We start from the raw sequence: 15,567 nt of genomic DNA on the forward strand, positions 1-15,567 counted from the left end.
TGGTGACCCGAGGAGCCACTCTTGGCTGCTGAGCTGCACGTCGAGCTGGTCGCCGCCGACCGCCAGGTCTGGTCCGGCGAGGCCACCCTGGTCGTCGCGCGCACCACGTCCGGCGACATCGGCGTCATGCCCGGTCACCAGCCGCTGCTCGGTGTGCTGGAGTCGGGCCCGGTGACCATCCGTACGAGTGAAGGTGGAACGGTCGTCGCCGCGGTGCACGGCGGTTTCATCTCGTTCGCGGACAACAAGCTGTCCCTGCTGGCCGAGATCGCCGAGCTGTCGGACGAGATCGACGTCCAGCGCACGGAGCGGGAGCTGGAGCGGGCGAAGGCGGAGGGCGACGCCGCCGCCGAGCGCCGCGCGGACGTCCGACTGCGTGCTGCGACGGCGCGCTGAACCAGCCGCGCGGTACGTTGACGTCACTCAGCCGCGGCCGGCCCGGAGCAATCCGGTGCCGGTCGCGGCTGAGGCAGATGTGGGTGTTTTTTCCGTTTCATTACTCAAATACAGAAGCAGTTCCACCAACTAGGAGACGAGGAGGTCGGTGCCGATGGTCCTCGCTCTGACTGTGTGCGGAATCGTGGTCGCGCTCGTGGTGGTGGGACTGTTCCTGTTCGGGCTGCGGCGCCGGCTCATCCAGCGCTCCGGCGGGACCTTCGACTGCTCGCTGCGCTGGGACATCCCGGAGAAACCGGATACGGGCGGCAAGGGCTGGTCCTACGGCGTCGCCCGCTACAACGGCGACCGCATCGAGTGGTACCGGGTCTTCTCCTACGCCGTCCGTCCCCGCCGCGTCCTGGAGCGGGCGCAGATCGAGGTGGCCGGACGCCGGCTGCCCGAGGGCGAGGAGGAGCTGGCGCTGCTCTCCGACGCGGTGGTGCTGGCCTGTACGCATCGGGGCACGCGCCTCGAACTCGCCATGAGCGAAGACGCGCTGACCGGATTCCTCGCGTGGCTGGAGGCAGCCCCGCCCGGTCAGCGAGTGAATGTGGCGTAGCCACATTCACTCGCTGGGTGGGGGTCCCCCCGGACGAAGTCTGGGGGAGCGTCAATGTCGCTTAAGAGCTTTTCTTACGGGTCTTACAGGTTGTCGCTGATGGCGCTCACCAGTTCGCCGTTGGCGGTGTCACCGGTGAAGTCCCAGAAGAACGCGCCGCCGAGGCCCTGGGTGTTGGCCCAGGCCATCTTCGTCTTGATGGTGGCGGGAGTGTCGTAGGACCACCAGTTGGTGCCGCAGTGCGCGTACGCGGTGCCCGCGACGGTGCCGGTCACCGGGCAGGACGTCTTGAGGACCTTGTAGTCCTCGATGCCCTGCTCGTAGGTGCCGGCCGCCGGGCCGGTGGCCGTGCCGCCCGGGGCGTCCTGGGTGACGCCGGTCCAGCCGCGGCCGTAGAAGCCGATGCCGACGAGCAGCTTCTTGGCGGGCACGCCGATCGCCTTGAACTTGGCGATCGCGTCGGCGGTGGTGTAGCCCGCCTTCGGAATGCCGTCGTACGAGGTGAGCGGGGAGTGCGGGGCGGTCGGGCCCTTGGCGTCCCAGGCACCGAAGAAGTCGTACGTCATCACGTTGTACCAGTCGAGGTACTGGGCGGCGCCCGCGTAGTCCGCGGCGTCGATCTTGCCGCCGGCCGTGCCGTCGGCGGTGGTCGCGGCGGTGACCAGGTAGTTCGGGCCGAACTTGGCGCGCAGCGCGGCCATCAGGTTCTTGTAGGCCGCCGGGCCGCTGGTGTCACAGGTCAGACCGCAGGCGTTCGGGTACTCCCAGTCGATGTCGATGCCGTCGAAGACATCGGCCCAGCGCGGGTCCTCCACCAGGTCGTAGCAGGACTGCGCGAAGGCCGCCGGGTTCTTGGCCGCGTCCCCGAAGCCGCCGGACCAGGTCCAGCCGCCGAACGACCACAGCACCTTGATGTGCGGGTACTTGGCCTTCAGCTGGCGCAGCTGGTTGAAGTTGCCGCGCAGCGGCTGGTCCCAGGTGTCGGCGACGCCGCTGACCGAGTTCTCGGCGGTGAACGCCTTGTCGTAGTCGGCGTAGGAGTCGCCGATCGCGCACTTGCCGCCGGTGACGTTGCCGAAGGCGTAGTTGATGTGCGTGATCTTGGCCGCCGAGCCGGACGTCACCAGGTTCTTGACGTTGTAGTTGCGGCCGTAGATGCCCCACTCGGTGAAGTAGCCCATCTTCACCTTGTCACCGGTGGGCGGGGGAGTGGTGCCGCCGCCGGTGGTGTGCACCTTGACCGCGCCGCTGACCGGGCCGGTCTGGTCGGCCGTGTCACGGGCCTGCACGCTGTAGGAGTAGTCGGTGCCGGCGGTCAGGCCGGTGTCCGTGTACGAGGTGGTGGTGACGGTGGAGACCTTCTTGCCGTCGCGCAGCACGTCGTAGTTCTTGACGCCCTTGTCGTCGGTGGCCGCGCTCCAGGAGAGTTTCACCGAGGTGTCGGTGACGGAGGAGGCGGTCGGGGTACCGGGGGCGGACGGGGCGGCGTCGCCCGGCTGGGTCGAGCCGTCGCAGCTGTCGCCGTTCAGCTTGCAGTTGGACGGGGAGCCGGGCCCCGAGCCGTTGAAGCCGAAGGAGACGGAGGCGCCGGGGGCGATGGTGCCGTTCCAGCCGACGTTCTTGGCCGTCCAGTGGTCACCGGAGTTGGTGACGGTGGCGTCCCAGGCCGAGGCGACCTTGGTGCCCGAGGGGAAGTCCCACTCGATGGTCCAGGAACTGATGCTGCTGGTACCGGTGTTCTTGACGGTCCACTGGCCGCCGAAGCCGGTGCCCCAGTCGCTGGTCTTGGTGAAGGTGGCCGTGGCGTTGCCGGCCGCCTGGGCGGGGCTCGCGAGACCGACGGCGCCGGCCAGGGGGAGCAGCAGGGACGCGAACCCTGCCGCGGCTCTGTGTCTGAAGCGCATGGAGCGCCTCCCTCGTCGTAGAGGTGTCAGGGGCATGACTGAGCCTTCATGCCCCACGGTGCTGCGAGGGTAGAAAGGTCTGGACCACAGGTCAATAGGTCTGGACCATTCTGGGAGGTGTTCCGGCGGGCGCCCCGCTACAGCCCCAACTCCCTGGCCAGCACCGCCGCTTGCACCCGGCTGCGCAGCCCCAGCTTGGCCAGCAGGCGGCTGACGTGCGTCTTCACCGTGCCCTCCGCCATGTCCAGCCGGCCGGCGATCTCCGCGTTCGACAGTCCCTCGCCGACACAGCCGAGCACCTCCCGCTCCCGCCGGGTCAGGTCCTCCAGCACCGCCGGGTCGGCCGCCGTACCCCGCTCCGGGACCGCGCCCGCGGCGAACTCGGCGATCAGCCGCCGGGTCACGGCCGGTGCCACCACTCCCTCCCCGCGCGCCACCGTCCGCACCGCCTCCAGCAGCTCGCGCGCCTCCGCGTGCTTCAGCAGGAACCCCGCCGCCCCGGCCCGCAGCGCCCCGAACACGTACTCGTCCAGGTCGAACGTGGTCAGCACCAGGACGTCGGCGAGTTGCTCGGCCACGATCCGCCGGGTCGCGGAGACCCCGTCCAGCACCGGCATCTGCACGTCCATCAGCACCACGTCCGGCCGCAGCCGGCGGGCCAGTTCGACCGCCCGCTCCCCGTCCGCCGCCTCCCCGGCCACCTCGATGTCGGGGGCGCTGCCGAGAATCAGCACCAGCCCGGCGCGGACGGCGGACTGGTCCTCGGCGACCAGGACACGGATCATGCGGAGTCTCCTTCGGTGAGCGGAAGCGCGGCCCGTACGGTCCACAGGCCGCCCTGGGGCCCGGCCTCGAACGTGCCGCCGAGCAGCGCCGCCCGCTCCCGCATCCCGGTCAGGCCGGCCCCGGAGCCCGGCGCGCGGGGGGTGTCGCCCGGCCGGTACGGGCTGGTCACCCGGACGTCCAGCAGGTCCTCCCGCTGCCGCAGCACCACGCGCACGCTTCCCTCGGCCGCGTGCTTCAGGGCGTTGGTCAGCGACTCCTGCACGATCCGGTAGGCGGCCAGCTCCACGGGCGCCGGCACCTCGCCGTGTCCGGCGTCGAGCGTGACGTCCAGTCCGTTGGCCCGGGCGGTGCCGACCAGCGCGCCGAGGCCCGCCAGGGTCGGGGAGGCGGCGGGCTCCCGGTCCCCGGAGCGGTCCCGCAGGATGCCGATCAGCCGGCGCATCTCGGCCAGCCCCGCCACGCTGTTCTCCCGGACGACGGCCAGCGCCTCCCGGGAGGTCTTCGCGTCGTCCAGGGAGAGGGCCGCCGTGGAGTGGATGGCGATGGCCGACAGGTGGTTGGCGACCATGTCGTGCAACTCGCGTGCCACCCGGGCCCGTTCCGCGGTGACCGCCTGGGCCCGGTCCATCTCGGCCAGCAGCGCGGTCTGTTCGGCGCGCAGCCGGGCGGCCTCGGCGGCGTCCCGGTGACCGCGCACCAGCGCGCCGGTCGTGGCCGGGGCCAGCGCCACCACCCCGATGCCCAGCCCGATCAGCAGCCCCTGCGGATCGTGCCAGAGCCCCGCCGGCACCACCCCGCCGAGGACCGTGAGCATCCCGGCGATCCACGGGATGCGGCGGGCCGAGGCCGGGGTGCCGTACAGGACGGCCGCGTACATCAGGTCGGTGTACAGCACGACCGTGACCACGCTGCCGAGGGTCACCGTGTCCAGGGCCAGCATGAGGGTGCCGATCAGCAGGCCGGTGCGCGGCCGGACGCGGCGCAGCGGTTCGCAGGCTGCGGTCAGCGCCAGCGGGACCAGGGGCGCCCAGGGCGCGTGCCACAGCACCAGGCTGTCCGAGTGGTCGCGGGGGTGGATGCCGAGCGCCCACAGCAGCAGCCCGCCGAGCAGCCCGCCCACGGCGATCCACCAGTCGTCTCGGTGCGGGCGGGGGAACGTGCGGGCCATCCCCCCATCCAACACGGCCGCGGCCCGCCCCGCCTGCTCCCCGGGAAGGGTGCGGGACTGCGACTTTCGCTTACGGCGCTCTCCTCAGCGCCGACGACGAAACCGCGCGGCCCGGCCGGGACCCTGGGAGGGTGGACGAGGGGAGCGAAACGTGATCGTCGGCCTGGTCATCGCCTGCGAGGTGGCGTTCTGGGTGCTGCTGGCGGCCGGACTGGCCTTCCGGTACGCGCTGCGGATGCCGCGCACCGGACTGGCGCTGCTGCTGTGCGAGCCGCTGCTGGAGGTCGTGCTGTTCGTCGCCACGGCGATCGACCTGAGGAACGGCGCGCAGCCGGACTGGCGGCACGGGCTCGCCGCGGTCTACATCGGCTTCACCGTCGGCCTCGGCCACTCCACCATCAAGTGGGTGGACGCCCGGGTGGCCCACCGCTTCGCCGGCGGCCCGCCCCCGGTGCGGCCGCCCCAGTACGGCACCGCCCGCGCCGTCCACGAGTGGAAGGTCGCCGGCCGCTGGATCCTGGCCGCGGCCGTCGCGCTCGCCCTGCTCCAGGGCGCCATCTGGTACGTCGGCGACAGCGGCGACACCGCTTCACTGCGCGGCTGGCAGCAGTCCATGCTCTGGCTGACCGGCATCAACGTCGTCATCGCGGCGAGCTACACACTGTTCCCGAAGCGGGAGCCGAAGCGGGCCGAGGACCGGGAACCGGCCGGGCGGCGCTGACGCTCACCGCCCGCGCCCCGTCCCACGGCGGCTAGCGCTCCCCGCCCGGCACCCACAGCACGTCTCCCGTCTCCTGGTTGGCGTTGCGGGCCAGGATGAACAGGAGGTCGGAGAGGCGGTTGAGGTAGGTCGCGGTGAGGGGGTTCATCGTCTCGCCGTGCGTCTCGAGGGCCGCCCAGGTGGAGCGCTCGGCCCGGCGGACGACCGTGCAGGCCTGGTGCAGCAGGGCCGCGCCCGGGGTGCCGCCCGGCAGGATGAAGGAGCGCAGCTTCTCCAGCCGCTCGTTGAACCGGTCGCAGTCCGCCTCCAGCCGGTCGATGTAGAACTGCTCCACCCGCAGCGGCGGGAACTCCGGGTTCTCCACGACCGGCGTCGACAGGTCCGCGCCCACGTCGAACAGGTCGTTCTGGACGCGGGTGAGGACCGTGACGATCTCCTCCGCCAGCCCGCCCAGCGCGATGGCCGTGCCGATCACCGCGTTCGCCTCGTTGGCGTCGGCGTAGGCGGCGATCCTGAGGTCGGTCTTGGGCACCCGGCTCATGTCGCCGAGGCTGGTGGTGCCCTGGTCGCCGGTCCTGGTGTAGATACGCGTCAGATTGACCATGCGGCCAGCGTAGTTACGCCCCGGCCGTCCGGAACACCCGTGTGCCCGCCGTCACGGCCAGCGCGGTGAAGCCCACGGCGACCAGGACGCCGTAGAGCATGTGCGCGCTCGTGTAATCGCCGACGTAGGCGTCCCGGACCGCGTCCACCAGATAGCGGAACGGCACGAAGTGCGACAGCACGTCCAGCCAGGCGGGCGCGAGGGTCATCGGGAGCATCAGGCCGGACAGCAGCATCGACGGCATCGACACCGCGTTGATCAGCGGGCCGAACTCCTGCGGACTGCGCACCTTCATGCCGAGCGCGTACGACAGCGAGGCCAGCGCGACCGTGAGCAGGGCCACGAACGCGAAGCCGATCAGGACGCCGGCCAGCGGTGCGCGCAGGCCCATCACCAGCGCGGCCAGCACCAGCAGCACCGCCTGGAAGACGAACACGGTGGCGTCCCGCAGCACCCGGCCGAGCAGCAGGGCGAGCCGGCTGACCGGGGTCACCCGCATCCGCTCCACCACCCCCTGCCCCTTCTCCAGGATGACCGTGAACCCGGCGAACAGGGCGCCGAACAGCCCCAGCTGGAGCAGCAGCCCGGGGACGAGCACCTGCCAGGAGCCGCCCCGCCCGCCCAGCGGCAGGCCGGTCAGCAGCGGGCCGAAGAAGAGCAGGTACAGCAGCGGTGTCAGCACGCCGAAGAGCAGGGCGAAGCGGGAGCGCAGGGACTGGCGCAGATAGCGGCCGTAGACGAGGGCCGTGTCGTGGAGCAGCATCGTTTTCCCGGATCTCCTAGACGGCGACGGGGGTGGTGTCGGCCGGGGCGGGGCCACGGCCGGTGATGGCGAGGAAGGTGTCCTGGAGGGTGGCGTCGAGCGAGCCGCCGTAGCGGAGCCGGAGCGCGCCCGGGGTGCCCTCGGCGGCGACCGTGCCCCGGTCGACGATCACCAGGCGGTCGGCGAGGGCGTCGGCCTCGTCCAGGTAGTGGGTGGTCAGGAAGACGGTCGTGCCCTGCTCGTCGCGCAGCCGGCGGACCAGGTCCCACAGGTCGGCGCGGCTGCCGGGGTCGAGTCCGGTCGTCGGCTCGTCCAGGAAGAGCACCGCCGGGCGGTGGGTGAGCGCCATCGCGATGTCCAGGCGGCGCCGCTGCCCGCCGGAGAGCGCGCCGGCCTTGCGGTCCAGGAACTCGGTGAGGCCCAGCTCGGCGGCCAGCTCGGCGGCGCGGGTGACGGCCCGTGCCTTCGGCAGGCGGTACAGCCGGCCCTGGGTGACCAGTTCCTCCCGCACGGTGATCTGCGGGTCGACCCCGCCGGACTGGGCGACGTAGCCGCTGACCCGGCGCACCCCGGCGGGATCGGCCACGAGGTCGTGGCCGGCCACCGTGGCCGCGCCGCCGGTCGGTTTCAGCAGGGTGGTGAGCATCCGCAGGGTGGTCGTCTTGCCGGCGCCGTTGGGGCCGAGGAAGCCGAGGATCTCGCCCTCGTGGACGGTGAGGTCGATGCCGCGGACGGCCTCGACGGGGCCGGATTTCGTCGCGAAGGTGCGGGCCAGGCCCGCCGTGCTGATGACTGCTGCCATGCCCCACAGAAAAACAGAGTCCCTGAAAATTTGCAATGACCCCAAAATTTCAGTGAGGCCAGCGAAGCTAGGATGAGGGCATGGCTGAGGGGCTCAGGGAGCGGAAGAAGAGGCAGACCCGGCAGTACATCTCGGATGTCGCCACGGGGCTGTTCCTGGAGCGCGGCTTCGAGGCGGTGACCGTCGCGGAGATCGCCGAGGCGGCGAACGTCTCCGTCAACACCGTCTACAACTACTTCCCCGCCAAGGAGGACCTCTTCTTCGACCGCTCGGCCGGTGTGGCCGACCGGCTCGCCCGCTGGGTCCGCGGCCGGGACGTGGGGGAGTCCGCCGCGCGCGCCGTCCTGCGCGAGTTGCGCTCCGAGGTCGAGGCCGTCTCGCCCCGGGTCGGCCTGATGGCCGGCTACGACCGCTTCATGCGGGTCATCCACGAGGCGCCGGCGCTGCGTTCGCGGCTGTGGAGCCTGCAACAGGAGACCCACGACATCCTGGAGGCGACCCTGCGCGAGGAGACCGGCGCCGCCGCCGACGACCCGCTGCCGGACCTGATGGCGGGTCAGATCTGCTGGGTCCACCAGGCCGTCTTCGTCACCATCGGCCGCGAGATGACCGCCGGGCGCAAACCGGCCGAAGTATCACGAGAGGTACTCGTCCTGATGGACGACATCGAGGACCTGCTGAGCGAAAAGGTCCTCAACTACGCCGTCCGGGGCGGGGCCTGACCCCGGCCGGTGTGATGTCCGTCAATTGAGACGTGACGCGCGTTACTTACCGGTCACACGGCGCTCCCGGAGCGCTATGGTCCGCCGGAGAGGCAGACGTTCAGCGCGTTCTAAGGGGAGTCGGAGTGGCACGGAAGCTTGCCGTCATCGGGGCCGGGCTCATGGGATCCGGTATCGCTCAGGTCGCCGCGCAGGCGGGCTGGGAGGTCGTGCTGCGAGACGTCACCGACGAGGCGCTGGGGCGCGGCACCGACGGCATCAAGGCCTCGTACGACAAGTTCGTGAGCAAGGGCAAGCTGGCCGCCGAGGACGCCGAGGCCGCCCTCGCGCGCATCACCCCCACCACCGACCTCGACGCCGCCGCCGACGCGGACGTCGTGGTGGAGGCCGTCTTCGAGAAGCTGGAGGTCAAGCACGAGATCTTCCGCGCGCTCGACAAGCTCGTGCGCGAGGACACCGTGCTCGCCTCCAACACCTCCGCCATCCCGATCACCAAGATCGCGGCGGCCACCGAGCACCCCGAACGGGTCGTCGGCGTCCACTTCTTCTCGCCGGTGCCGATGATGCGGCTCGTGGAGCTGGTCCGCGGCTACAAGACCAGCGACGAGACCCTCGCCACCGCCCGGGAGTTCGCCGAGTCCGTCGGCAAGACCTGCATCGTCGTCAACCGGGACGTGGCCGGCTTCGTCACCACCCGGCTGATCTCCGCCCTCGTGGTGGAGGCGACCAAGCTCTACGAGTCCGGCGTCGCCACCGCCGAGGACATCGACCTCGCCTGCAAGCTGGGCTTCGGCCACGCCATGGGCCCGCTCGCCACCGCCGACCTCACCGGCGTGGACATCCTGCTGCACGCCACGAGCAACATCTACACCGAGTCCCAGGACGAGAAGTTCGCCCCGCCGGAGCTGATGCGCCGGATGGTGGACGCCGGTGACATCGGCCGCAAGAGCGGGCAGGGCTTCTACAGGTACTGAGCCCCACCCCGCCACACAGTCCCCGGGAGTATCACTCCCGGGGGTGAAATTGGTATCGGTTCGCTGACAAGCAGCAACCGCACCGCCACCCGCACAGTCAGACGGGGCACAGCATCCGTCACGGAGTACGCCAACCGCACTCAACGGGGAGCGCATATGCACATCAGGGGCGACCACGCCGAGCTGGTCGTCGGGGGCCGCCTCGACGTCCGCAGCGCGGCGGACGCCCGTACGGCCCTGCACTCGGCCGTCGACACCGGAGTCGGCGACCTGGTGCTCGACCTGTCCGAACTGGATTCCTGGGACGCCACCGGACTCGGCGTGATCATGGGTGCCCACCGGCGGGCCGGCCGCTGCGGGCGCCGGCTGGTGCTGCGGGGCGTGCCCGCGCAGATGCAGCGCCTGCTGGTGGCCACCCGGCTGCACCGCATCCTCGCCATCGAGGGCGGCATCGGCGTGGAGTCGCTGCCCCGGGTGTGAGGCACCCACGGGGGCACGGCGCGTACCGGACGGGGCCCGGCCGGACCGGGCACGAGAGCCGAACCGTACGACGGGGGCAATCCTCCCGAGACCGTGACGTCTCGGACCGCACGGCACCCCGGCCTGTCGCCGGGACCCGGTGACGGTTTAGGGTGCGGTCGCCCGCCGTCTCGCGACCCTCGACCGAGCGGGCCCGGACCAGAAGCGACAGCGCGGTGTGCGACGAGGCCGGGAGGGCCACAACACGGGCACACGACGCTTTTGGGGAGCTTGAACCCATGGACCCGATCAACCCGGGACCCGAGGACCACGGCCAGGCGCACCACCGCCGCCCGTCCCGGGACCCCCTCGCCTCCGACCTCGCCCCGGCCACGCCCGCGCCCGCCCGCATGGACCGGCTGGTCTGCGGCGACCTCCAGCTGACCGTCAATCCGGTCGACGGCAGCGAGATCGAGCCGTGCCCGCCGGCCGAGCGCCCCGGCCGGGCCACCAAGCGCACCGCCGTCGAGCGCGCCGAGGTGGAACTCGCCGCCCGTCCGCCCGCCCCGGCCGGCGCCGCCCCCGCCGCCTCCGCCGCGCCCGAGGTGCCGGAGCGTCGGGAGGAGCGCGAGCGCCTGGCCCGGCTGCTGGCCCGCGGGCGCTCCGTCCGCCTCACCGGACCGGCCGGTTCCGGCCGCACCGCGCTGCTCGACGCGGTCGCCGAGGACTGCCGCGACCTCGCCCCCGACGGCGTGGTCCGGCTGAGCGGCTTCCGCCGGGCGCCCGGCGACCTGCTGCACGACCTGTTCCACGCCGTCCATGACGCCCCCGGCTACCGTCCCGATCCGGACGAACTGCGCGCCCTCGTCGGAGAGATCGGCGCGGTCGTCGTCGTGGACGACCTGGAGTTCGGCGGCGCCGCCCTGGACGAACTGCTCGACGCCACCCCCGAGTGCGCGTTCCTGTTCGCCGTCACGCCCGACGTGCCCGCGCCCTCCGCCGAGGCGGACGTGGAGGAGGTCTTCCTCGGCGGTCTCGACCGGGCCGCCGGGCTGGCGGTCCTGGAGCGGACCGCCGGCCGGCCGCTCACCGAGGAAGAGGTCAACTGGGCCGGCGACCTGTGGTTCGAGTCCGAGGGACTGCCGCTCAGGTTCGTGCAGGCCGGCGCCCTGCTCCGGCAGCGCGACCGGCTGCGGGCCAGCACCGGCGCGGTGGACGAGTACGGGGTCTTCGAGGACGTACGCCGGGCCGCCGAGCCGCCGGTGGAGCCGGGAGAGCCGGGGGACGCGGTTCCGCTGCCCTCCCTCGGCGAGGCGGCGGCGCCCGCCCCGCTGCTCGCCTCCCGGCTCAGCCCCTCCGCCCGGGCCGCCCTGCGCTTCGCGGTGGCCCTCGGCGGCGAGCTGCCGCACCAGGCGCACCTGCCCGCCCTGGTCGGCGACACCCACGCCGACGCCGCCCTCGGCGAGTTGGCGAGCTGCGGACTGGTCTCCCCGGTCGGCTCCCGCTACCGGCTCGCTGCCGGTGTACGGACCCAGCTGGAGGCCGCCGGATACGCCGACGACGCGGCCGGGCACGCCCTCACCGCGACCCGGCACTACGCCTGGTGGGCCGGGCACCCCTCGGTCACCCCGGAGCGGGTGTGCCAGGAGGCCGACGCGGTGCTGGCCGCGCTGGCCGCCGTCGTCCCGCGCGCGGCGTCGTCCGCCGAGGACGAGGAGGGCGGCGCGGTACGGCTGGCGCGTACGGCGGCGCCCGCGTTCGCCGCGGGGCTGCACTGGAGCGCCTGGGAGCGGGCCCTGCGGTCCGGCGCGGAGGCCGCCCGGCTGAGCGGAGAGGTGGCCGAACAAGCCTATTTCCATCACGAGTTGGGCATCCTCGCGCTGTGCTCCGGGCAGTTCGGCCGGGCCCGTGCGGAGCTGGAGGCATCCAGCGGGCTGCGCGGCGCGCTCGCGGACAAGCGGGGCGCGGTGGCCGGGCGCCGGGCGCTGGCGCTGCTCGCCGACCGCGCCGGCGAGGTGCCGGGGCGGCCGGTTCCGGGGCCTGCGCCGACGCCGTCCGTCCCGGTACGGGAGGAGCCGGCGGAGGTACGGCCGGACGAGCCGGCGGAGGTACGGCCGGACGAGCCGGCGCCGGTGCCCTACGGCCCGTCGGGCGAAACCCAGCTGACGCGGCAGCTGACCCAGCCCGTGCCCCGGCCGGTGGCAGCGCCGGTGGCATCGTCTGCGGCAGCGCCGGCGACGGATCCCGCGGCGCGGCCCGGGGCGCGGGGCGGCGGTCTGCGGCGGCTGGCCCGGCGCAACCTGGTCGCGGCCGGTGCCGGTGCCCTGCTCGCGGCCGTGCTCGGTACGGTCGTCACCCTCGGCATGACCTCCTCCGGCAGCGCCGGCCAGGACCCGGGAGGCAAGGTCGACGCCAATCCGTCGGCGAGCCCCGGCGTGGACGAAGCGGACTCGGGCGTGGGCCCGACGGACACCGGGGACACCGGCGGGGCCGGCGGCCGGCCCGCGTCACCCGGGCCGGACGGCACATACGGCACGGCGGACGACCCCGCGCCGCCGAGGGCCACGTTCCGCCCCTCGGAGAGCGGCGAGCCGTCCCTGCCCGGCACGTCCTCCGGCTCGCCGTCGGCCTCGCCGAGGCCCGGCGGGTCGGGCGGTTCGTCCACGGGCGGCACGACGGGCGGCACGTCCGGCGGCTCCACCGGGAGCGGCGGCACAGGCTCCACCGGCTCGACGGGGGGCACGCCGACGGACGGCACGACGACCGGCGGCTCGACGGGCGGTACGTCCACGGGCGGCACGACGGGCGGCACCACCGACACGGGCGGCAGCACCGGTACGACGGGGGAGACCACCGGCGGCTCGACGGAGGGTACGTCCACGGGCGGGACGACGGGCGGCACCACCGACACGGGCGGCACCACGTCCGGCGAGACCACCGGCACGACGACCTCCGGCTCCACCGGCTCCACCACGGCCTCGGCGACCCACCCGGCCCCGTCCGCGTCCAACTCGCTGATCTGACCCCGCCCTACCGACGGCACCCGACGGAAACCGCCGCCCCCCTGGCCCCGCTGCGGGGGCCGGGTGGGGCGGCGGCGGACGGGACGGCGGCGGTCAGAACAGGCGGAGTTTGTCGTCCTCGATGCCCCGCAGGGCGTCGTAGTCCAGGATGTGGCAGTCGATGCCGCGGTCGGTGGCGAGGACGCGGGCCTGGGGCTTGATCTCCTGCGCGGCGAAGACGCCGCGGACCGGCGCCAGATGCGGGTCGCGGTTCAGCAGGTCCAGGTAGCGGGTGAGCTGTTCGACGCCGTCGATCTCGCCCCGCCGCTTGATCTCCACCGCGACCGTCCGGCCGTCGGCGTCCCGGCACAGGATGTCCACCGGGCCGATCGCGGTCATGTACTCGCGGCGGATCAGGGTGTACCCGTCGCCCAGGGTCTCGATGCGGTCGGCGAGCAGTTCCTGGAGGTGCGCTTCCACGCCGTCCTTGATCAGGCCCGGGTCCACCCCGAGTTCGTGCGAGGAGTCGTGGAGGATCTCCTCCATCGTGATGATCAGTTTCTCGCCCGCCTTGTTGACGACGGTCCACACGCCCGCCTCCTCGCCGGTCCCCTCCTTCAGCGTGCAGGGCGGCGACATCCAGTTGAGCGGCTTGTAGGCCCGGTCGTCGGCGTGGATGGAGACGCTGCCGTCCGCCTTGACCAGGATCAGTCGAGGTGCCGAGGGCAGATGGGCGGTGAGCCGGCCGGCGTAGTCGACCGAGCATCGGGCAATGACGAGACGCATGGTCGGCAACGCTACTCGACGCGCGCCGGTGCACGCGATCCGCCCATCCCGCTCCCTGTGGATCGCCCCAATTGTCCCTGGAACCTCTTGTTCATCCCTGGCCGATAGTGAGCATGAGCCGACCGTTCCATATACGCATTCTGCTGGTGTGGTCACCGACCGTTGCCTACCGTAGGGACGGGAGGTTGCGGCCCCTGTACCGAGCGTGTTCGAAATCGCGAACTCCCCCATCTGTCCGCCAACCCCTGCGCTTCGGGGGTGCGAGAGGAGAACCCATGTCGCTCGACGTCTCACCGGCCCTACTCGAACAGGCCGAGCGAGGCGAGGTCGACGAAGCAGCATTCGTCGACTGCGTCCGGACCTCCCTGCCCTACGCATGGGAGATGATCAGCTCCCTGGTGGCCCAGCTGAAGGTGGACGGCGGACCCTTCGCCGACAACCAGACGCCCCCGCCGGACGAGCAGGCGCGCGGTCAGCTGCTGCGTGCGCTCGCGAGTGACGCGATACGCGGCGCGCTGCAGCGGCACTTCGGTGTGCGGCTGGCCTTCCAGAACTGCCACCGTGTGGCGGTGTTCCCGCTGGACGCCTCGGTGGACGAGAGGCTGGCCCGCTTCACGTCGGTGCGTGCCCAGCTGCTGAACCAGTCCCCGGAGCTCCGGGACTGCTGACGCGGCCGCGGCCGCGGCACGGCCGAGACCGAGTCGGAGAGCCGTCGGCTTGCCGCTCCACCCCGGGGGAGGTGCATGCGTCGTCGGGGCGGCAAGCCCCCGGGCGGCCCCGCGCCGGGGAGAGCACCACGGCCCGGCGCGGCCGGCGCGGTCAGCTCAGCTGGGGCAGTACCTCCGCGCCGAGCCGCCGTAGGTTCTCCTCGGTGGCCGCCAGCTGGCCCGAGCCCTCGACCATGAGGGCGAAGCGGGAGATCCCGGTGCGCTCCGAGGTGGCCGCGAGCCGGTCGGCGGCGAGCCGTGGGGTGCCCACCGGATGCAGCCCGCACAGCAGCTCCGTGTAGGCGTGCGGGTCGCGCATCACACGCTGCCGTCCGTCCACCGTCATATGGGCCCCGAGCCCCTGCCGCAGCCAGCCCGGCATCGCCTTCAGCAGGGTTTCGGCCGCGTCGGTGCGCCGGTCGGCGAGCTGGCAGACGCCGGCCGAGACATGGGCGGCGCCCGCGATCTCCTCGGCCGGCCGGCCCGCCGCCCGGGCGCGGTCCCGCCACAGGGCGACCATCTCGGCCTTCTCCTCGTCCCCGATGTGCATGCCGAGCAGCATCGGCAGCCCGCGCTCGGCGGCCAGCCGCACGCTCGCCGGCGAGGTGCAGGCCAGCACGACCTCGGGGCCGGGGGTGTCGGTCAGGGCGTCCGACGGGCGGGGCACGACCGGCACCTCGCGGAAGGCGTACCGCTCGCCACGGGCCGCCACCGCCGGTTCGCGCAGCCAGCGCAGCAGCAGATCGAGCGACTCCGGGAACCCGTGTTCGTACGCCTCCAGGCCCGCTCCGAACACCTCCAGGTCCACCCACGGGCCGCCGCGCCCGACGCCCAGCGTGAACCGTCCGCCGCTGGTGACGTGGAGCAGCGCGGCCTGCTCGCCGAGGGCGACCGGGTGCGCGGTGGGCAGGACGCTGACCGCCGTGCCGACCCGGATGCGCTGGGTGCGGCCCAGCAGCAGCGCGGCCAGGGTGACCGCCGAGGGGCATGTGCCGTAGGGCACGAAGTGGTGCTCGGCCAGCCATACGGCGTCCAGCCCGGCCTGCTCGGCGACCTCCGCCGAGCGGACCGCCCGGTGCAGCGCCTCTCCCGGACCCTGACCGGGGAACTGGGCGGCCAGCACAAAAGTTCCTACGCGCATCGCATTTCCCGCTTCCTTGGCTCCGACCCGG

16 protein-coding genes are annotated in these 15,567 nt (G+C 72.8%); 8 read left to right on the forward strand and 8 right to left on the reverse strand.

Features of this window, described 5'->3' with window-relative positions; all coding sequences use genetic code 11:
• Positions 1-21 precede the first annotated feature (21 nt).
• Both IH25_RS0116790 and IH25_RS0116795 read left to right on the forward strand, forming a co-directional pair.
• Positions 22-396: a F0F1 ATP synthase subunit epsilon gene (locus IH25_RS0116790; protein ID WP_030610105.1), complete on the forward strand. Its 375-nt coding sequence runs from the start codon at positions 22-24 to the stop codon at positions 394-396.
• 154 nt (positions 397-550) lie between these two features.
• Positions 551-997 carry a DUF2550 domain-containing protein gene (locus IH25_RS0116795; protein ID WP_030610107.1) on the forward strand — a complete coding sequence of 149 codons (447 nt, stop codon included), beginning with the start codon at positions 551-553 and terminating at the stop codon, positions 995-997.
• A gap of 83 nt (positions 998-1,080) precedes the next feature.
• On the opposite strand, the gene IH25_RS0116800 is transcribed toward IH25_RS0116795, so the two are convergent.
• The 3 genes from IH25_RS0116800 to IH25_RS0116810 form a co-directional block, all read right to left on the reverse strand.
• Positions 1,081-2,901 carry a glycoside hydrolase family 18 chitinase gene (locus IH25_RS0116800; protein ID WP_030610109.1) on the reverse strand — a complete coding sequence of 607 codons (1,821 nt, stop codon included), beginning with the start codon at positions 2,899-2,901 and terminating at the stop codon, positions 1,081-1,083.
• Positions 2,902-3,038: 137 nt separating this feature from the next.
• Positions 3,039-3,686, reverse strand: coding sequence for a response regulator (locus tag IH25_RS0116805; protein ID WP_030610112.1), 648 nt, complete (start codon positions 3,684-3,686; stop codon positions 3,039-3,041).
• A complete protein-coding gene (locus tag IH25_RS0116810) occupies positions 3,683-4,855 on the reverse strand; it encodes a sensor histidine kinase (protein ID WP_030610114.1) in 1,173 nt (390 codons plus the stop codon). The genes IH25_RS0116805 and IH25_RS0116810 overlap by 4 nt, the downstream gene beginning before the upstream one ends.
• Positions 4,856-5,006: 151 nt before the next feature.
• Between IH25_RS0116810 and IH25_RS0116815 the strand changes: the two genes are divergently transcribed.
• Complete coding sequence (locus IH25_RS0116815; protein ID WP_030610120.1) at positions 5,007-5,576, forward strand: hypothetical protein; 570 nt, start codon at positions 5,007-5,009, stop codon at positions 5,574-5,576.
• 31 nt (positions 5,577-5,607) lie between these two features.
• On the opposite strand, the gene IH25_RS0116820 is transcribed toward IH25_RS0116815, so the two are convergent.
• From IH25_RS0116820 to IH25_RS0116830, 3 genes are read right to left on the reverse strand one after another with little or no spacing between them, the layout of a single operon-like run.
• Entirely contained in the window at positions 5,608-6,180 is a 573-nt protein-coding gene (locus IH25_RS0116820) for a cob(I)yrinic acid a,c-diamide adenosyltransferase (RefSeq protein ID WP_030610124.1), read from the reverse strand.
• 13 nt (positions 6,181-6,193) lie between these two features.
• On the reverse strand, positions 6,194-6,943 hold the full coding sequence (locus IH25_RS0116825; RefSeq protein ID WP_030610128.1) for an ABC transporter permease: 750 nt from the start codon (positions 6,941-6,943) through the stop codon (positions 6,194-6,196).
• Between the two features lie 16 nt (positions 6,944-6,959).
• Positions 6,960-7,745, reverse strand: coding sequence for an ABC transporter ATP-binding protein (locus IH25_RS0116830; protein ID WP_030610131.1), 786 nt, complete (start codon positions 7,743-7,745; stop codon positions 6,960-6,962).
• 80 nt (positions 7,746-7,825) lie between these two features.
• Between IH25_RS0116830 and IH25_RS0116835 the strand changes: the two genes are divergently transcribed.
• The 4 genes from IH25_RS0116835 to IH25_RS0116850 all read left to right on the forward strand — a co-directional run bounded on the left by IH25_RS0116835 (position 7,826) and on the right by IH25_RS0116850 (position 12,923).
• Positions 7,826-8,467: a TetR/AcrR family transcriptional regulator gene (locus tag IH25_RS0116835; RefSeq protein ID WP_030610134.1), complete on the forward strand. Its 642-nt coding sequence runs from the start codon at positions 7,826-7,828 to the stop codon at positions 8,465-8,467.
• 125 nt (positions 8,468-8,592) lie between these two features.
• Positions 8,593-9,441, forward strand: coding sequence for a 3-hydroxyacyl-CoA dehydrogenase family protein (locus IH25_RS0116840; RefSeq protein WP_030610137.1), 849 nt, complete (start codon positions 8,593-8,595; stop codon positions 9,439-9,441).
• Positions 9,442-9,597: 156 nt separating this feature from the next.
• On the forward strand, positions 9,598-9,921 hold the full coding sequence (locus IH25_RS0116845) for an STAS domain-containing protein (RefSeq protein WP_030610139.1): 324 nt from the start codon (positions 9,598-9,600) through the stop codon (positions 9,919-9,921).
• Between the two features lie 278 nt (positions 9,922-10,199).
• Entirely contained in the window at positions 10,200-12,923 is a 2,724-nt protein-coding gene (locus IH25_RS0116850; RefSeq protein ID WP_030610141.1) for an ATP-binding protein, read from the forward strand.
• A 93-nt stretch (positions 12,924-13,016) separates the two neighbouring features.
• Here the strand turns inward: IH25_RS0116850 and nucS are convergent, their stop codons facing one another.
• Complete coding sequence (nucS, locus tag IH25_RS0116855; RefSeq protein WP_030610144.1) at positions 13,017-13,688, reverse strand: endonuclease NucS; 672 nt, start codon at positions 13,686-13,688, stop codon at positions 13,017-13,019.
• A gap of 275 nt (positions 13,689-13,963) precedes the next feature.
• Here nucS and IH25_RS0116860 point away from each other — a divergent pair, with 275 nt between their 5' ends.
• Complete coding sequence (locus IH25_RS0116860; RefSeq protein WP_030610147.1) at positions 13,964-14,356, forward strand: SCO5389 family protein; 393 nt, start codon at positions 13,964-13,966, stop codon at positions 14,354-14,356.
• A gap of 151 nt (positions 14,357-14,507) precedes the next feature.
• Here IH25_RS0116860 and IH25_RS0116865 read toward each other — a convergent pair whose 3' ends face one another.
• Positions 14,508-15,536: an LLM class flavin-dependent oxidoreductase gene (locus IH25_RS0116865; RefSeq protein WP_030610150.1), complete on the reverse strand. Its 1,029-nt coding sequence runs from the start codon at positions 15,534-15,536 to the stop codon at positions 14,508-14,510.
• Positions 15,537-15,567 lie beyond the last annotated feature (31 nt).

Source organism: Streptomyces achromogenes subsp. achromogenes (assembly GCF_000720835.1).
Taxonomy (GTDB): Bacteria; Actinomycetota; Actinomycetes; order Streptomycetales; family Streptomycetaceae; genus Streptomyces; species Streptomyces achromogenes.